This is a genomic window from Pseudomonas sp. MNR3A (assembly GCF_009650575.1).
GTDB classification, from domain to species: domain Bacteria; phylum Pseudomonadota; class Gammaproteobacteria; order Pseudomonadales; family Pseudomonadaceae; genus Aquipseudomonas; species Aquipseudomonas machongensis.
On sequence record NZ_VZZS01000001.1, the window covers coordinates 1 to 15,419 of the forward strand.

Sequence of the window (15,419 nt, forward strand, 5' to 3'; positions counted from 1 at the left end):
GGCTTGTGGGAGCGGGCTTGCCCGCGAAAAGGCCACCACCAATCTTCAGCCCTTGAGGCACTTCAGCTCACTGAAGTCACGACGTACCTTGGCCAGCCGGTCCAGCAGGAACTGCCGCTGCGCCGGGCTGCTCTGCTGCATCAGGTCGACCAGCAGGCTGCGGGCCTGTAGCTCGGTGTTCTCGAAGGCCATGCGGTAGGCCGGTGACCACAGGCTCTCCTTGCGCTGCAGCAACTGCGCCAGGCGGGGCTCGAACGCTGGCGAGTGGCGTTGTTCCATGGCCAGCACCAACTGTTGCTGCCAGGCCTGGCGATTGGCGATCCATTCGCTGTTCTGATCGCCAAGGGCCTGGGACCAGGTCATCACCCGCAGGCGCTGGCGGGCATTGAGCTCGCCCAGCCACGGCGTCAGGCGTTTCTCCATGCGCGTGGCACGGGCCTGGATCTGTTTGGGTAGCGGGATGTCGACGTATTCCTTCTGCCGCTCGGCAATGTCGTCGCTGAATGCCTTGCGCATTTCACCGACCTGCGCGTCGCTCATGCCGCGCAGCAGTTCGGCGGCGGAGTGGGTGATCTCTTCAGCGACCCGGCCGATGGCCTGGCGCGCCTCGGCAGTGCGCTGCTGCAGGGCCTGGTCGGTCACGGCCTGGTTGGCGACCATCAGGCGCACCTTGTCGAGCCAGTCGAGGTAGCCGGGCAGTTGTGTCTTGCAGTGCCAGGCCAGGTGGCCCTTGAGCCGTTCGTCGAGCAGGGCCTTCTGCTGGCGATTCATGTCCAGGTAGTCGCCCAGCGACCAGGGCACCAGCCGGTCGAGGTTGCGATAGGCGAGGTCGATACGGCTGCAGGCCGCGAGCGTAAGGGCAAACGCGAGAATGAGCAGCAGGGCTCTGGGCAGACGGACAGGCATGAGCGAATCCTTGCAGGTTGCTTGCCAGGCAATAGATGCGCGCCGCGCTCGGCGGTTCCCACGGATCGGGCAGCCGGGCAGCTTCAGGTGTAGAATAGCCGCCTTGTCTTGAGGAACATCGGAAATGGCTCTGCTTGGGCGTTACAACAGTTTGCAAATCGTGAAACACGTGGAGTTCGGTCTTTACCTGGACGGCGGCGCCGACGGCGAGATCCTCCTGCCCAGGCGCTACTTTCCCAAGGACGCCGAGCTTGAGCTCGACGACTGGCTGAACGTGTTCATCTACCTCGACAGCGAAGACCAGCTGATCGCCACCACCGAGAAACCCAAGGTGCAGGTCGGTGAGTTCGCCAGTCTCAAGGTCAAGGACATCAACGGCGCCGGCATCTTCCTCGATTGGGGCCTGTCCAAGGACTTGCTGATGCCCTACTCGGAAGAGGCGCAGCAGTTGAAGATCGGCGATTACTGCGTGGTGCACGCCTACCTCGACAAGCGCACCCGGCGCATCACCGCCACCGCGCGCCTGGACCGCTACCTCGACCGTACGCCGGCCGACTACAAGGCGGGCCAGCCGGTCGAGCTGCTGGTGGCGGGCGAGACGCCGATGGGCTTCAAGGCGATCATCAACAACCGCCACTGGGGCCTGATCCACAAGAACGAGGTGTTCAAGTTCCTGCGCTCGGGCATGCACGAGAAGGGCTTCATCAAGGAAGTGCGCCACGACGGCAAGATCGCCCTGAGCCTGCAGCCGGTGGGCGCGGCCTTGGCCGACAGCCTGCAGGAGCAGATCCTCAAGCGCCTGGACGAAGCCGGAGGCGTGCTGCCGGTGTGCGACAAGAGCGCCCCGGAAGTGATCGCCAAGCTGTTCAACGTCAGCAAGGGCAATTTCAAGAAGGCCATCGGCGGGCTGTTCAAGCAAGGGCTGATCGTCATCCATGACGATCGTATCGAGCGGGCCTGATCAGGCCTGCACGAAGGTGCTGAAGTCCAGTTGTTCACCGCCTGGGCGGGTGTCGCGCAGCAGCGAGTCGCGGTCGGCGCTCAGCGCCAGGCTGATGGTCGAGCGACGCTTGCCGGGGTGGCGGACTTCCATCTGTTCCTGATGCGCGCGCAGGAAGTTGACCGGCACTTTCAAGTGCTGCAGTTCGTCGGTTTCCGGGGTGTGCAGCAGCAGGTTGACCCAGTCGGGCTGGCCTTTGCGCAGCAATGCCACTGGTACCTCGAACCACCACAGGTTGCGTTTCTTGTCGAGGATGGCGAACAGGGTGTTGTCGCGGTCGAGCACCGGCCGGTTCAGCGCTTGGTTGCGCCGGGCGATGGCGGTGGGTTTGTCGAGTTTCATGCAGGTTCCTGCGGGTTGACGCCAGAAAGGCCTGACATTGTGCGGGGTGGCGCGGGGCGCGGCAAGGGTTGCGGGGTGGGTTGCGCCGGCCTCCTCACGGGTTTGCCCGCAAAGAGGCCTTGAGCGTCAGCGCCGCAACGGCTGGCTCAACTCCGAGGTCGCGCCATCGGCTGTGGTCACCGTCGCGGTAAAGCTGTTCAGCCCCGCAATGGCATCCAGCGTCTTCTCGAACCGTGCCTTGCCCTGGGCATCGCTGCCCACCATCACCTCGCCCAGATACTGCTCCGCTTCCCGCCCATCCGCTGCCGCATTGCCGAACACTTCGATGCGCAACAGGCTGGATGCCGGCCCTTGCACTTCACCTTGCAGCACATGCCCGGCAAGCCCGGTCAGACGCGGCGCCTGTTGATTGTGATTGGGCAGCGGCTGGCACGGCTGGGGTTGCCCGCTGCCATCGCAGATGATCGCCTGGTCCTTCTTCGCCAGTTCCGCGCCGACACCGCGCGAGCCGACGTACAGCGCGTGGGCCTGGGCTGGCACACCGAAGATGATCGCGCCGGTGCGCTGGTCCGCTACGCACGAGCCACCCGCCTCGCAGCGCCGGATGTCCAGGCCATTGCCCCAGATGCGATTGGCAGTGACGCGTGTGGCGGTGACTTCCGGCTCCGGACGCAGGGCCACGCCGATGCGGTTGCCGTGGATCAGGTTGCCGTCGAGGATGTTGCCCTCGCCGGTCACGCTGATGCCGATGGAGTTGCCGGTGAAGGTATTGGCGCCCAGGTAGTTGCGCTTGCCCCAGTTGATCTGCAGGCCGTCGGAGTAGTTCTCGAAGCGGTTGCGCACCACGCTGTTGTCGTTGCCCAGCAGGATCTCGATGCCCTGGGAGGGCTCGGGGTTGGCGTCGGTGGAGCGGAACAGGTTGTCGGCCACCAGGTTGAAGGCGGCGCCGCGGGTCAGCTCCAGGCCGTCGCCGTTGTCAATCAACTGGTTGCGCAGCACCTTGTTGTTGACCGTGGTGGTGGCCGTCGGGTTGCCCGCGCCGTCATCGCCCGTGAGCATGATCCCGGCCCCGCCCTTGTTGGCGACGATGCGGTTGTCTTCGATGACGTTGCCGCTGGCGCGGTTGACCAGGATGCCGATGCAGAAGTTGCGCACCTCCAGGCCGCTCAAGTGCACGCCCTGGGTGTCGCGCAGCACCAGGCCGGGGTTGGTGGTGGTGCGCACATTGGTGCCGAACTGACCGGGCAGGGCGCCTGGGCAGGTGCGTACCCCCTGGTCCTTGATATAGCCGGCGCCGTCGATGGCGATGTACTGGCCGTCACGTGCCCAGGCCAGGCCGGTGATGCGTAGCGGGCCCTTGATTTCCGGCAGTGGCCGGCTCGGGCGGATCACGTAGGGCGGCTCGCCGACCGCGGCGATGTCGATGCGGTAGTGGCCGGGGTTGCGGTTGCTGGTTTCCAGGGCCCAGCGCAGGGTGCCGGGTTGGTCGTCGTCGGTGTAGCGCTCGACCCGCAAGGTTTGCACGGCGGCCGGGGCGGCGGCGAGGGCGGGCAGGGGAAGTAACGGCAGCATGGCCGCGAATAGGGGCATCAATCGCATGTGCAAGGTTTCCACGAACTGTTGTTTTTATAGATGGCCGGATTCTAGAGCTGCGCCTTCCGAGTGCGCAGCGGCGCTGGGACAATTCGGTGCGGTATTCGCCCGCTGTTTGCCGTTCGGCTTGGTGCCCGAAAAATTGTTGAAACTCTTGCGCAAGCGAACCGGTCCACCTTTTGTCGACACGGTTCACGTGTCTCTTTTTTGCAGGAGATTCGCCATGAGCGGCACTAAAGACAAAGCCAAGGGCCTGGCCAACGAAGCGGTTGGCAACATCAAGCAAGGCGTCGGTAAAGTGACCGGCAACGACAAGCTGCGTGCCGAGGGCAAGGCCCAGGAACTCAAGGGCGAAGGGCAGCAGGCGGTGGGCAAGGTCAAGGATGCGGTGAAAAAGCCTTGAACCGCGGTTGATGCACAGGGCCTTGTGGGCGCGCCGTTTGCGCCCATGAGGCCTTACCGTGTTGCCCCAACGTCCGCCGTAGCCGTTTTCCTGATTTCGCCAGTGAGCAGTACGCGGTGCGCGTGGTCTATTAGACTTGTCTGCACAGTTGCAACCACGACGATCAAGCGGCGAAAGGAGACGCTATGATTTTTCCCGCCCTGCAGGGCCTGCCTCTGCACCGCGTGCTGGTGCGCACCGTCAAGGAATTCCTCGATGACGAGATGTCCACCTATGCCTCGGCACTGGCCTACCAGATGCTGTTCTCGCTGTTCCCTTTCATTCTGTTCCTGATCGCGCTGATCGGTTTCCTGCACCTGCCCGACTTCTTCTCCTGGTTGCGCCTGCAATCGGAACTGGTGCTGCCGCCCCAGGCACTCGAGCAAGTCAATCCGGTGATCGACCAGTTGCAGCAATCGAAGGGCGGATTGCTCTCGGTGGGTATCGTCATCGCCCTGTGGACGGCCTCGGCCGGCGTGCGCCTGATGATGAGCGCCATGAACGCCGCCTACGATGTGCCCGAGGGCCGCCCGGTGTGGAAGCGCATCCCGCTGTCGATCTTCTACACCATCGGCATTGCCGGCATGCTGCTGGCCGCCGCCGCACTCATGGTGCTGGGGCCGCAGGTGATGGAGTGGATCGCGGCCCAAGTCGGCCTGCAGGAAGTGATCGTCACCATCTGGACCGTGCTGCGCTGGCCGGCGATCATCATCCTGATGATGGTGGCGGTGGCGCTGATCTACTACGTGATGCCCGACGTCAAGCAGAAATTCCGCTTCATCACCCCAGGCTCCGTACTGGCGGTGGTGGTATGGATCGTCGCGTCGCTGGGCTTTGCCTACTACGTCAAGACCTTCGCCGACTACAACGCCATGTACGGCAGCATCGGGGCGATCATCGTGCTGTTGCTGTATTTCTATATCTCCGCCGCCGTGCTATTGCTGGGCGCCGAGATGAATGCGGTGATCGAGCACATGTCGGCTGAAGGCAAGAACCCCGGCGAGAAGGAATTCGACCGCGAGCAGCCGAAGGAGACCATCACTGTGCTCGGCCATGAGCATCCCGCGCATGCCGAACCCCAGACCCGTGAGCCGAACCCCTGATGATCCGTGACATCCTCAAGATGGGCGATGAGCGCCTGCTGCGCATCGCACCGCCTGTGCCCGAGCACATGATCGGCAGCCCTGAGCTGCAGCAACTGATCGACGACATGTTCGAGACCATGCGCCACGTCGGTGGTGTCGGCCTGGCCGCCCCGCAGATCGGCATCGACCTGCAGCTGGTGATCTTCGGATTCGAGCGCAGCGGGCGCTATCCGGACGCCGAGCCCGTGCCGCAGACCATCCTGCTCAACCCGCTGATCACGCCGATGTCCACCGAGCTCGAGGAGGGTTGGGAAGGGTGCCTCTCGGTGCCGGGCTTGCGCGGTGTCGTGCCCCGCTACAAGCACATCCGCTATGAGGGCCTTGACCCTCAGGGGGCCCCGATCAATCGCTTCGCCGATGGCTTCCATGCGCGGGTGGTGCAGCACGAATGCGACCACCTTATCGGGCGGCTCTACCCATCGCGGATCCAGGATTTTGCCCGCTTCGGCTACACCGATGTGCTGTTCCCCGGGCTCGACGTTGCCGACGACTGAGCGCACACCATCGCTACCAGCGTTTTGCTGCGCTGGTAGCGGGCCAGCCGCGAGGCCAGTTCGGCGGGCAGGGCGCTCGCCGTTGTGAAAGCCTGCCGCGCATAGAAGCTTTGCAGTTCGGGGTGGCAGAACAGCCAGGTCGGGCCTGTGCTGTTGGCCAGCGCTGCGCTGACCAGCCCTGCGGCAACACCCTGGCCACGCCACTGCGGCGCCACGAACAGGCCGGTCAGCCAGTGGCCGTCGGCGACGGGCGTCAGGTTCAGTGCACCCACCATCGCCTGCGCGCGCGCAACCCACAGTTGGCCCTCTGCACTGGCGCGCATGCGCGAGCCGTGCTGGCGGTAGAAGTGGTCGAGCAGGCGGCGCTGCGAGCGGCAGAGCGGGAGGAATTCGGGCAGGGTCATGGGGGGCTTTTGTCGCAGATTGTTGCAAATCTGGCAAGGGTGAATATCCGACTGCAGGGTTCAAGTATTCGGTGGCGGGCGTAGAATTTCACTCATCCCTTCTGCAGTAGGACGATGCGGGATCGGTGCTTCGTGTCATCGCCGACGATGACAACTTCTCCGCGCCAGTGACGGCATAAGAAGTCAATCGATCAACGTGATTGCTCTCAAGGCCACAGACTCATGAAAACATTACTCATTCTTGCATTGGTCGGGATGTCTTCGCTCGCCCTCGCGGACGAGGCCAAGACCACCCAGACCCAGCCCCCGGTGCAGTACGATTACTCGATGAACCTGGATATCAAGCGGGTGATCAATCTGTCGACCATCCCCGATGTCTGCGAGGTGGTGCCGGCAACCATGACCTATGAAGATCATCAGGGTCAGGTGCACACCATTCAGTACCGAGCCATGGGCGAGGGTTGCCAGCAGGGGTGAGTGCTATCTGCCTGCCAGCTCGCCAAGTACCGCGCGCACGACGTCCAGCCCTTGCTTGAGCTGCGCGCGGCTGGTGGCGGCCGACAGGCTGATCCGCACTGCCCTCACTTCATCGCCCCCCACCGCGAAGACACTGGCCGGCACCACTTCGACCCCCCGTGCCCGGCACGCCCCTACCAAAGCTTCAGCAGGCCCTGGGGTGTTCACCCAGACATGCGGCGAGGGTTCATCCTGAGCACGCATCGCTTCACCGAATACCCGCCGCGCCAGGCGCCAGCGTTCCCCGATTTCCTCCCGTTGCCAAGCCAGTCGCCGCGCGGCTGTGCCATTGGCGATCCATTGGCAGGCAATGCGCAGGTTCAGCGGTGACACCGGCCAGTGCGTGGCCCGGGCATGCGGGTCGATGTGTTCCAGCACCGATGCCGGTGCGGCGATCCAGCCCAGGCGCAGCCCCGCTGCGACCGTCTTGGACAAGCTGCTGACGAGTATCCCCTGGCCGTCGAGCAAGGGGTACAAGGGCGCCCGCTCGCTCAGCGCGCCATAGACATCGTCCTCGATCACCCGCAGGCCGTGGCGCTTCACCACCTCAGCAACGGCCTCGCGACGGCTGTCGCCCATGCACGCCCCGGTGGGGTTGTGCAGGGTGGGTGTGGTCACCAGCACCTTGGCGCCGGTGGCCCGCGTCACCCGGTCGAGCTCATCCGGGCGCAGCCCTTGGTGATCCAGGGCCACGCCATGCACTGGCAGGCGCAACTGGCGACACGCTGCCTTGATTCCTGGTGCGGTCAGGGCTTCGACCATGACCGCCTCGCCGGGCTGGCACAGCGACTGCAGCACACAGGCCAGCCCTTGCTGGGCGCCGCCGCACAGCAGCAGGTCGTCAGCGCCCAGTGTCAGCCCGCGCTGGGCCAGCCAGCGTGCGCCGTGCAGACGAGCGAGCAGCAACTGGTCATGGTCGAGGTAGTGATCGAGCAGGTTGAGGTCGTCCGCCTGCAGCAATGCCTGGAGGCTGTGCTGCAGGTCGTGCGGGTGCGGATCGGCCACGGGTACGTTGGTCGACAGGTCGATCAGCGACGAATGCCGGTCGTGCTGCTTGAGGCGAAACAGCGTTGCTTCCTTGCTACCCGCCAATACGTAGGTACCTCGCCCGACTTCGCCGGCCACCAGATGTCGCGCGGCAGCTTCGCGATAAGCCTGCTGGGTGGTGCTCGGGTTGAGCCCCAGCTTCCAGGCCAGGCGCCGTTGTGGCGGCAGGCGTTCCCCTACCTTGAGCTCACCGCGTTCGATGGCGGCGGCGATGGCATCGACCAGTGCCAGGTAGCGGGGTTGGGCGTCGTCGATCAGTTCCGGGGTCCACACGAAATTGCTACCCATGCAATATAAGGTTTGACCCATACAATGCCCGGCGCTCAGGATCGTCGCAACTGCCCTCGATGAAGGATGATCGCCATGTTCGACCTCACAGCCCTGCGCGAAGCCGCCGATTTCGTTCACCAGCATGTGCCTGCGACGCCACAGCACGTCTGGCCGTTGCTCGCCGAGCGGGCCGGCTGCCAACTGTGGGTCAAGCATGAGAACCATGCGCCGACTGGCGCATTCAAGGTACGCGGCGGGCTGGTCTATGTGCGCTCGCTGCTGGCCAGCGGTGATGTGCCTCCGGGGCTGGTCACCGCCACCCGCGGCAATCACGGTCAGAGCATGGCCCTGGCGGCGCGCCAGGCAGGCTTGCCCCTGGTGATCGTGGTGCCCGAAGGCAACTCGCGGGAGAAGAACGCCGCCATGCGTGCGCTGGGTGCCGAACTCATCGAGCACGGTGTCGATTTCGACGTGGCCCGTGAGTACGCCGCCCATCTGGCCGAACAGCGCGGCTACCGGATGGTGCCCTCGTTCCACCCTGAGCTGGTGCGCGGCGTAGCGACCTATGCGTTGGAGCTGTTCGAGGCCGTGTCGGACCTCGACACCGTGTATGTGCCGATCGGCATGGGTTCGGGCATCTGCGGGCTGATCCAGGCGCGCAACCTGCTGGGGCTGCGGACCGAGATCGTTGGGGTAGTGTCCAGCGCCGCAGATGCCTATGCACAGAGCTTCGAGCTGGGGCGTATCGTCACCACGGCCACCGCCGACACCTTTGCCGACGGCATGGCCTGCCGCGTGCCGCACCCGGACGCCTTCGCCCTGGTGCGCGAGCATGCCGCGCGCATCGTGCGGGTGAGCGATGACGAAATCGCCCAGGCCATGCGCCTCTACCACGAAACCACCCACAACACCGCCGAAGGCGCGGGTGCCGCGGCGCTGGCCGCACTGTTGCAGGAGCGCGAACGCCAGCAGGGCAGGAGGGTTGCGGTGGTGTTGAGCGGGGCCAACGTGGACCGGGCGCGTTATGCGCAGGTGCTGGCTGGGTAGAGAGTGCGCAACGAAAAATCCTGAATCAGTATCGGCGAGAGTGGTGATATCTTAATTTGATAGCACTTTCTATAGGGCGGGAGTTGGGATATGAGTTGCATGCGCTACAAGGGCTATGTTGCCCGCATCGATTACGACGAACGCGACGACCTGTTCGTCGGCCGTGTGCTGGGGATGCGTGACATCATCAGCTTTCACGCAAGCTCGGTGCCTGCGTTGCACGAGGCTTTCGCTCAAGCCTTGGAAGATTATCTGGCGGATTGTGCCGAGCAGGGCATTGCCCCGGAAAAACCGGCCTCCGGCAAAGTGATGCTGCGTATTCGTCCTGAAGTGCACGCTGCCGCAAGTGTCGCAGCGCGAGCTGCAGGCAAGAGTCTCAACCAATGGGCCGACGAAGTGTTCGAGCAGGCGGCGCGGGCTTGAACCTGCGAAGGCCCGTCGGCACAGGCCGATAACGGAAAACCGCAAAAAGTTTTCCAGCGTTGTCGATTCCTCCCATCCCCAGTCGACCATCAGTGAAGGCGCCGCAAACACTCGGCGCCACCCACTGATGACCTGCTGGAGACTTGCCCATGAATACCCCCGCCGAAACCGAAATCCGTCAACTCATCGACGGCTGGATCCAGGCTGTGCGCGAGCGCGACCTGCCGGCCATCGTCGCGCCCTATGCCGATGACATCGTTGCCTTCGACGCCATCCAGGCCCTGCAATTCAAGGGTAAGGCTGCCTACCAGGCGCATTGGGAAATGTGCATGGGCTTTTGCACCGGTCCGATGGTCTTCGAGGTGGCCGAGCTGGACGTTCAGGCCGATGGCGACCTGGCCCTGGCGCATTGGCTCAACCGCTGCGGCCCGGCCGACGATGAAAGCCAGTGCGGCTTCATGCGCGTCACGGTGGGCTATCGTCGTAGTGCAGGGCGCTGGCAGGTGATCCATGAGCACTGGTCGGCACCGTTCGACATGGAAACCCAGAAGGCTCGCTTCGACCTCAAACCCTGAACCGCCCGTCGGCTGGAGACGATCATGAAATACCTGTGCCTGGTCTATTGTGACGAGGGGCTGTTGCACAGCCTGCCCGACAGCCCCGAAGACGCCGAGTGCATGGCTTACGCCGAGTCCCTGCACGGCTCAGGGCGGATGCTTGCGGCCGAGGCGCTCAAGCCGGTGCAGACGGCCACCACCGTGCGCATGCGCGCTGGCAAGATGAGCCTGACCGACGGGCCCTTCGCCGAAACCAAGGAACAACTGGCCGGCTTTTACCTGGTCGATGCCCGCGACCTCAACGAGGCACTGAACATCGCCAAAGGCATTCCGGCGGCGCGGGTCGGCAGTGTCGAAGTGAGGCCGGTGCGCGAACTGCAGCCGTGATGACGGGAGGTCAGCCACGATGACGCCGCGGACCGCAACACGATGACGGGTGATGAGCTGCATGCCCAGGTCGAGGTTATCTACCGGCGCGACTCGCGGCGCATCCTCGCGACCCTGATCCGTCTGTTGGGTGATTTCGACCTCGCCGAGGAGGCCCTGCATGATGCCTTCTTCATTGCCGTCGAACGCTGGCAGCGCGACGGCATGCCGGCCAACCCGCGGGCCTGGCTGGTCTCGGCCGGGCGTTTCAAGGCCATCGATGCCTTGCGCCGCCGCGCCCGTTTCGACCGTTCGCAGGCACAGCTGATCATGCAACTCGAAGACCCGGCGCAGGATCCGAGCGAGGAGGAACTGCTCGCTGACGACCGTTTGCGCTTGATCTTCACCTGTTGCCACCCGGCGTTGTCCGCCGATGCCCAGGTGCCTTTGACCCTGCGTGAGGTGTGCGACCTGACCACCGAGCAGATCGCCCGCGCGTTCCTGCAATCGCCCTCGACCATCGCCCAGCGCATCGTGCGGGCCAAGGCCAAGATCCGCGATGCACGGATTCCCTACCAGGTGCCCGCCATGGGCGAACTGGCCGAGCGCCTGGAAAGTGTGTTGCGGGTGATTTACTTGGTGTTCAACGAAGGCTATTCGGCATCGGCGGGGGAAGACCTGGTGCAGCGCGACCTGTGCGACGAGGCGATCCGGCTGGGGCGGCTGCTGGCGCAATTGCTGCCAGACCCGGAGGTGTTCGGCCTGCTGGCGTTGATGCTGTTGCAGACCTCGCGGCTGCGGGCGCGCATCGATGGCGAAGGCGAGCTGGTGCTGCTCGACCAGCAGGACCGTAGCCTGTGGGACAAGGCACAGATCGAGGAGGGGTGCGCCCTGGTGCGTCATGCGCTGGGCAGCCGTGATATCGGGCCCTACAGCGTGCAGGCGGCGATCGCTGCGGTGCATGCCGAGGCCGCCAGCGCCCAGGAGACCGACTGGGCAGAGATCGTCGGCCTGTATGACGTGCTGCTGCGGCACTGGCCGTCACCTGTGATCGAACTCAACCGCGCAGTGGCGCTGGCCAGTCGTGACGGCGCGGCGACGGGCCTGGCAGAGGTGGAGGCGATTCTGGGGCGGGGCGAGTTGCTCGACTACCATCTGGCCCATGCGGCCCGGGCTCAGTTGCACGGGCAACTGGGCCATGTGCAGCAGGCCCGGGAGGCGTGGGTCAGGGCGCTGGCGCTGGCCCGCCAGGAACCCGAGCGGCGGCATATCGAGCGCTGCCTCAGGGCGTTGGAGCCCTGTCGCAGGTAGATCCGCGACAGGATACTGCTCGGTCAGCCGGCGACAAAGTTCGGCGGCGATACCAGCTCCACCGTCTGCTGCTTGCGGGGTGCCAGGATCTCGGCCTCGCCCTCGACAACCAGTTCGTCGTTCTGGTTGTACACGTTGGTGGCGATGCGCACCTTGAACTTGGGCAGCTTCTCGAGGATTTCCAGGCGTACGGTCAGGGTGTCGCCAATCTTCACCGGCTTCTGGAAGCTCATCTTCTGCCCCAGGTAGATGGTGCCTGGCCCTGGCAGGGTGCAGGCAACCGCAGCGCTGATCAGTGCGCCGCTGAACATGCCGTGGGCGATGCGCTCGCGGAACATGCTCTTGGCCGCGAACTCGGCGTCCAGGTGCACGGGGTTGTGGTCACCGGACATGGCGGCGAACAGCTGGATGTCGCGTTCTTCCACCGATTTTTCATAGCTGGCTTTCTGGCCGACTTCGAGGGCTTCGTAGGGCGTGTTGGTGACCTGGGTCATCAGGGCTTCCTTGGAGGGACGAGGTGGTGCACATCATTCGCTGCGGGCAGGGCGGCCAAGGGCCAGTGCCTGCTCCAGCCAGGCAATGATGTCGTGGGTGACCTCGTCGCGATTGGTTTCGTTGAGCACTTCGTGGCGTGCCTGCGGGTAGACGCGCAATTGTACATGGCGATTGCCGGTCGCGCGCAGGGCGTTGGCCAGGTGGGTGAGACGCTTGCCAGCGCTGACCGGATCACATTCGCCGCCGATCACCAGCATTGGCAGGTTCGGATCGATCTGCGCCAGATGGCGCGGTTGGCTGATCTGTGCCAGGCCTTGCAGCAGGTCGAGCCACAGCTGGTTGCTGCAACGAAAGCCGCACAGCGGGTCGTCGACGTAGGCGTCGACCTCGGCCGGGTCGCGGCTGAGCCAGTCGAACGCCGTGCGGTTGGGTTTGAAGGCCTTGTTGAACGAGCCGAACGACAGCCAGTCGATCAGCGCGCTCTTGCCCTCCACCCCCTGGCGCCAGGCCTCCAGGCGGGCGATCAGGCGTGCTGCGCGATAGAGCGCAGCCGGCTGGAAGTTCGAGCCGCTGAGCACCGCCCCATGCAGGCTGCCACTGTGGTGCAGCAGGTACGCCTGAGCGATGTAGCTGCCCATGCTGTGGCCGAACAGGAACAGCGGCGTGCCGGGGAACTGCTGGCCGATGTGCTGGCTGAGCAGGCCCAGGTCGTTGACCACCGTGTTCCAGCCGTGGTGGTGGGCGAACAGGCCGAGGCTACCTAGCTCTGCGGTGCGGCCGTGGCCACGTAGATCAGGGGCGAACAGGGCAAAGCCGGCATCGTTCAGCGCATGGCCCAGGCGCCGGTAGCGCCCGGCGTGCTCGGCCATGCCATGGGCCAGCAGCACCACGGCCTTGACCGGCGTCTGCGGCAGCCACTGGTGGACGTACAGACTGCAGTGCTCGCTGGCGGGCAGCCAGAAGGCGTCGTGGGCCATGGAAAATCCTTTGTGCACGGGATTGAGCTCAGTGTATGCACAATGACCAGGATTGCAGCAGGGGCACAAATAAGATTCACAATGTTAATGGCAGGCCTTGGCGTATTTGCCACCTCCGGCTTACCTGCTAACGTCGGCTCAACGCCTTTTTGCCGTTGGGCAATCAGGTCATGGACGGTTCAGGCTGAGGAACAACAATAAATGCAAGCCGACTTCTGGAATGACAAGCGCCCGGCGGGCGTGCCGTCCACCATAGACATCACTGCTTACAAATCCGTCGTCGAAGTGTTCGAGCGTTCCTGCAAGCGCTTCGCCGACCGCCCGGCGTTCAGCAACCTCGGCGTCACCCTCAGTTACGCCGAGCTGGAGCGCCATTCGGCGGCCTTTGCGGCCTGGTTGCAACAGCACACCGACCTCAAGCCCGGTGATCGCATCGCCGTGCAGATGCCCAATGTCCTGCAATACCCCATCGCCGTCTTCGGCGCGATGCGCGCCGGGCTGATCGTGGTCAACACCAACCCGCTGTACACCGAGCGCGAGATGCGCCACCAGTTCAAGGATTCCGGCGCCCGTGCGCTGGTGTACCTGAACATGTTCGGCCAGCGCGTGCAGACGGTGCTGCCCGACACCGGCATCGAATACCTGATCGAGGCGAAGATGGGCGACCTGCTGCCGGCCGCCAAGGGCTGGCTGGTCAACACGGTGGTCGACAAGCTGAAGAAGATGGTGCCGGCCTACCGCCTGCCCCAGGCCGTGTCGTTCAAGCAGGTACTGCGCGAGGGCCGTGAACTCACGTACAAGCCGGTGGTGCAGACGCTCGAGGATGTCGCCGTATTGCAATACACCGGCGGCACCACGGGGCTGGCCAAGGGCGCGATGCTCACCCACGGCAACCTGGTCGCCAACATGCTGCAGGTGCTGGCCTGCTTCGCCCAGCACGGGCCCGACGGCCAGCCGCTGATCAAGGAAGGGCAGGAGGTGATGATCGCGCCGCTGCCGCTCTATCACATCTATGCCTTCACTGCGAATTGCATGTGCATGATGGTCACGGGCAATCACAACGTACTGATCACCAATCCGCGCGACATTCCGGGCTTCATCAAGGAGCTGGGCAAGTGGCGCTTTTCGGCATTGCTGGGCTTGAACACCCTGTTCGTCGCGCTGATGGACAACCCGGGCTTCAAGTCGCTGGATTTCTCGGCGCTGAAGGTCACCAACTCCGGCGGCACAGCGTTGGTCAAGGCCACCGCCGAGCGCTGGGAGAGCCTGACCGGCTGTCGCATCGTCGAGGGTTACGGCCTGACCGAAACCTCACCGGTGGCGAGCACCAACCCCTACGGGCAACTGGCGCGGCTGGGTACGGTGGGCATCCCGGTGGTCGGCACCGCGTTCAAGGTCATCGACGACGACGGCAACGAGATGCCGCTGGGCGAACGCGGCGAGCTGTGCATCAAGGGGCCGCAGGTCATGAAGGGCTATTGGCAACAGCCGGAGGCGACAGCCCAGGCGCTGGATGCCGACGGCTGGTTCAAGACCGGTGACATCGCGGTGATCGACCCGGACGGCTTCACCCGCATCGTCGACCGCAAGAAGGACATGATCATCGTCTCGGGCTTCAACGTGTATCCCAACGAGATCGAGGACGTGGTCATGGGCCACCCGCAGGTGGCCAGTTGCGCGGTGATCGGCGTGCCCGACGAACGCTCCGGCGAAGCGGTAAAACTGTTCGTGGTTCCTCGGGCGGGCGGTGTCAGCGTCGAGGAGCTCAAGACCTTCTGCAAGGCCAACTTCACCGGCTACAAGGTGCCCAAGCACATCGTGCTGCGCGATTCACTGCCCATGACGCCGGTAGGCAAGATCCTGCGTCGGGAGTTGCGCGACATCGCCTGAAATCCAGCGCATCTGTGGGAGCAATTGTCTTGCTCAGAATTTAAAGTCCAGCCCAATCCCTGTGGGAGCGGGTTTGTCCCGCGATCGGGCGCGAAGCGGCCGTAGAACCTGGCACCGAGATTTATCAGGACGATCTCGACTGCCTGGCTTGCGGCCGCTTCGCGCCCGATCGCGGGACAAGCCCGCTCCTACAG

At 64.4% G+C, this 15,419-nt stretch carries 18 protein-coding genes; 11 read left to right on the top strand and 7 right to left on the bottom strand.

The window, feature by feature from the left end; translation table 11 throughout:
* Positions 1-45 precede the first annotated feature (45 nt).
* Complete coding sequence (locus F6X62_RS00005; RefSeq protein ID WP_153772339.1) at positions 46-906, bottom strand: DUF6279 family lipoprotein; 861 nt, start codon at positions 904-906, stop codon at positions 46-48.
* A gap of 124 nt (positions 907-1,030) precedes the next feature.
* Here F6X62_RS00005 and F6X62_RS00010 point away from each other — a divergent pair, with 124 nt between their 5' ends.
* Positions 1,031-1,867, top strand: a complete 837-nt coding sequence (locus F6X62_RS00010; protein ID WP_054925508.1) for a S1 RNA-binding domain-containing protein — start codon at positions 1,031-1,033, stop codon at positions 1,865-1,867.
* Here the strand turns inward: F6X62_RS00010 and F6X62_RS00015 are convergent, their stop codons facing one another.
* Both F6X62_RS00015 and F6X62_RS00020 read right to left on the bottom strand, forming a co-directional pair.
* A complete protein-coding gene (locus F6X62_RS00015; RefSeq protein WP_054893320.1) occupies positions 1,868-2,248 on the bottom strand; it encodes a hypothetical protein in 381 nt (126 codons plus the stop codon). It abuts the gene before it with no gap.
* Between the two features lie 126 nt (positions 2,249-2,374).
* Positions 2,375-3,847 carry a nitrous oxide reductase family maturation protein NosD gene (locus F6X62_RS00020; protein WP_153772340.1) on the bottom strand — a complete coding sequence of 491 codons (1,473 nt, stop codon included), beginning with the start codon at positions 3,845-3,847 and terminating at the stop codon, positions 2,375-2,377.
* A 217-nt stretch (positions 3,848-4,064) separates the two neighbouring features.
* Here F6X62_RS00020 and F6X62_RS00025 point away from each other — a divergent pair, with 217 nt between their 5' ends.
* The 3 genes from F6X62_RS00025 (at position 4,065) to def (ending at position 5,922) form a co-directional block, all read left to right on the top strand.
* Positions 4,065-4,244: a CsbD family protein gene (locus F6X62_RS00025; RefSeq protein ID WP_063543694.1), complete on the top strand. Its 180-nt coding sequence runs from the start codon at positions 4,065-4,067 to the stop codon at positions 4,242-4,244.
* Between the two features lie 185 nt (positions 4,245-4,429).
* Positions 4,430-5,386 (top strand): YihY/virulence factor BrkB family protein, encoded by a 957-nt coding sequence (locus F6X62_RS00030; protein WP_153772341.1) that lies wholly within the window; start codon positions 4,430-4,432, stop codon positions 5,384-5,386.
* Positions 5,386-5,922 carry a peptide deformylase gene (gene def / locus F6X62_RS00035; protein WP_153772342.1) on the top strand — a complete coding sequence of 179 codons (537 nt, stop codon included), beginning with the start codon at positions 5,386-5,388 and terminating at the stop codon, positions 5,920-5,922. Before F6X62_RS00030 ends, def begins: the two co-directional genes overlap by 1 nt.
* Here def and F6X62_RS00040 read toward each other — a convergent pair.
* Positions 5,877-6,326: a GNAT family N-acetyltransferase gene (locus tag F6X62_RS00040; protein WP_125930483.1), complete on the bottom strand. Its 450-nt coding sequence runs from the start codon at positions 6,324-6,326 to the stop codon at positions 5,877-5,879. The two genes, def and F6X62_RS00040, sit on opposite strands and share 46 nt — an antisense overlap.
* 222 nt (positions 6,327-6,548) lie before the next feature.
* Here F6X62_RS00040 and F6X62_RS00045 point away from each other — a divergent pair, with 222 nt between their 5' ends.
* A complete protein-coding gene (locus F6X62_RS00045; protein WP_054893315.1) occupies positions 6,549-6,803 on the top strand; it encodes a DUF2790 domain-containing protein in 255 nt (84 codons plus the stop codon).
* A 3-nt stretch (positions 6,804-6,806) separates the two neighbouring features.
* Here F6X62_RS00045 and F6X62_RS00050 read toward each other — a convergent pair whose 3' ends face one another.
* On the bottom strand, positions 6,807-8,177 hold the full coding sequence (locus F6X62_RS00050) for a PLP-dependent aminotransferase family protein (protein ID WP_153772343.1): 1,371 nt from the start codon (positions 8,175-8,177) through the stop codon (positions 6,807-6,809).
* Positions 8,178-8,252: 75 nt separating this feature from the next.
* Here F6X62_RS00050 and F6X62_RS00055 point away from each other — a divergent pair, with 75 nt between their 5' ends.
* From F6X62_RS00055 to F6X62_RS00075, 5 genes are all read left to right on the top strand, one after another.
* A complete protein-coding gene (locus F6X62_RS00055; RefSeq protein ID WP_153772344.1) occupies positions 8,253-9,206 on the top strand; it encodes a threonine dehydratase in 954 nt (317 codons plus the stop codon).
* A 90-nt stretch (positions 9,207-9,296) separates the two neighbouring features.
* Positions 9,297-9,629: a type II toxin-antitoxin system HicB family antitoxin gene (locus F6X62_RS00060; protein ID WP_151924220.1), complete on the top strand. Its 333-nt coding sequence runs from the start codon at positions 9,297-9,299 to the stop codon at positions 9,627-9,629.
* A gap of 149 nt (positions 9,630-9,778) precedes the next feature.
* Positions 9,779-10,204: a nuclear transport factor 2 family protein gene (locus tag F6X62_RS00065; protein WP_054893314.1), complete on the top strand. Its 426-nt coding sequence runs from the start codon at positions 9,779-9,781 to the stop codon at positions 10,202-10,204.
* 24 nt (positions 10,205-10,228) lie between these two features.
* Positions 10,229-10,573, top strand: coding sequence for a YciI family protein (locus tag F6X62_RS00070; protein ID WP_063543704.1), 345 nt, complete (start codon positions 10,229-10,231; stop codon positions 10,571-10,573).
* Positions 10,574-10,615: 42 nt separating this feature from the next.
* A complete protein-coding gene (locus tag F6X62_RS00075) occupies positions 10,616-11,863 on the top strand; it encodes an RNA polymerase sigma factor (RefSeq protein WP_153772345.1) in 1,248 nt (415 codons plus the stop codon).
* A gap of 23 nt (positions 11,864-11,886) precedes the next feature.
* Here F6X62_RS00075 and F6X62_RS00080 read toward each other — a convergent pair whose 3' ends face one another.
* The gene (locus F6X62_RS00080; RefSeq protein WP_054893311.1) at positions 11,887-12,357 is read right to left on the bottom strand and encodes a MaoC family dehydratase; all 471 of its coding nucleotides are present in this window, start codon (positions 12,355-12,357) and stop codon (positions 11,887-11,889) included.
* 33 nt (positions 12,358-12,390) lie between these two features.
* Positions 12,391-13,335 carry an alpha/beta hydrolase gene (locus F6X62_RS00085; RefSeq protein WP_054893310.1) on the bottom strand — a complete coding sequence of 315 codons (945 nt, stop codon included), beginning with the start codon at positions 13,333-13,335 and terminating at the stop codon, positions 12,391-12,393.
* A gap of 201 nt (positions 13,336-13,536) precedes the next feature.
* Between F6X62_RS00085 and fadD2 the strand changes: the two genes are divergently transcribed.
* Positions 13,537-15,225 carry a long-chain-fatty-acid--CoA ligase FadD2 gene (gene fadD2 / locus F6X62_RS00090; RefSeq protein WP_063543708.1) on the top strand — a complete coding sequence of 563 codons (1,689 nt, stop codon included), beginning with the start codon at positions 13,537-13,539 and terminating at the stop codon, positions 15,223-15,225.
* The last annotated feature ends 194 nt before the right edge of the window (positions 15,226-15,419 follow it).

What these genes read in the sequence shown, in the direction of transcription:
- F6X62_RS00020 (WP_153772340.1), bottom strand. Translation starts at nt 3,847, where the DNA reads ATGCGATTGATGCCCCTATTCGCGGCCATGCTGCCGTTACTTCCCCTG.
- fadD2 (WP_063543708.1), top strand. Translation starts at nt 13,537, where the DNA reads ATGCAAGCCGACTTCTGGAATGACAAGCGCCCGGCGGGCGTGCCGTCC.
- def (WP_153772342.1), top strand. Translation starts at nt 5,386, where the DNA reads ATGATCCGTGACATCCTCAAGATGGGCGATGAGCGCCTGCTGCGCATC.
- F6X62_RS00030 (WP_153772341.1), top strand. Translation starts at nt 4,430, where the DNA reads ATGATTTTTCCCGCCCTGCAGGGCCTGCCTCTGCACCGCGTGCTGGTG.
- F6X62_RS00075 (WP_153772345.1), top strand. Translation starts at nt 10,616, where the DNA reads ATGACGGGTGATGAGCTGCATGCCCAGGTCGAGGTTATCTACCGGCGC.
- F6X62_RS00065 (WP_054893314.1), top strand. Translation starts at nt 9,779, where the DNA reads ATGAATACCCCCGCCGAAACCGAAATCCGTCAACTCATCGACGGCTGG.
- F6X62_RS00060 (WP_151924220.1), top strand. Translation starts at nt 9,297, where the DNA reads ATGAGTTGCATGCGCTACAAGGGCTATGTTGCCCGCATCGATTACGAC.
- F6X62_RS00085 (WP_054893310.1), bottom strand. Translation starts at nt 13,335, where the DNA reads ATGGCCCACGACGCCTTCTGGCTGCCCGCCAGCGAGCACTGCAGTCTG.
- F6X62_RS00045 (WP_054893315.1), top strand. Translation starts at nt 6,549, where the DNA reads ATGAAAACATTACTCATTCTTGCATTGGTCGGGATGTCTTCGCTCGCC.
- F6X62_RS00055 (WP_153772344.1), top strand. Translation starts at nt 8,253, where the DNA reads ATGTTCGACCTCACAGCCCTGCGCGAAGCCGCCGATTTCGTTCACCAG.
- F6X62_RS00050 (WP_153772343.1), bottom strand. Translation starts at nt 8,177, where the DNA reads ATGGGTAGCAATTTCGTGTGGACCCCGGAACTGATCGACGACGCCCAA.
- F6X62_RS00010 (WP_054925508.1), top strand. Translation starts at nt 1,031, where the DNA reads ATGGCTCTGCTTGGGCGTTACAACAGTTTGCAAATCGTGAAACACGTG.
- F6X62_RS00070 (WP_063543704.1), top strand. Translation starts at nt 10,229, where the DNA reads ATGAAATACCTGTGCCTGGTCTATTGTGACGAGGGGCTGTTGCACAGC.
- F6X62_RS00040 (WP_125930483.1), bottom strand. Translation starts at nt 6,326, where the DNA reads ATGACCCTGCCCGAATTCCTCCCGCTCTGCCGCTCGCAGCGCCGCCTG.
- F6X62_RS00025 (WP_063543694.1), top strand. Translation starts at nt 4,065, where the DNA reads ATGAGCGGCACTAAAGACAAAGCCAAGGGCCTGGCCAACGAAGCGGTT.
- F6X62_RS00005 (WP_153772339.1), bottom strand. Translation starts at nt 906, where the DNA reads ATGCCTGTCCGTCTGCCCAGAGCCCTGCTGCTCATTCTCGCGTTTGCC.
- F6X62_RS00080 (WP_054893311.1), bottom strand. Translation starts at nt 12,357, where the DNA reads ATGACCCAGGTCACCAACACGCCCTACGAAGCCCTCGAAGTCGGCCAG.
- F6X62_RS00015 (WP_054893320.1), bottom strand. Translation starts at nt 2,248, where the DNA reads ATGAAACTCGACAAACCCACCGCCATCGCCCGGCGCAACCAAGCGCTG.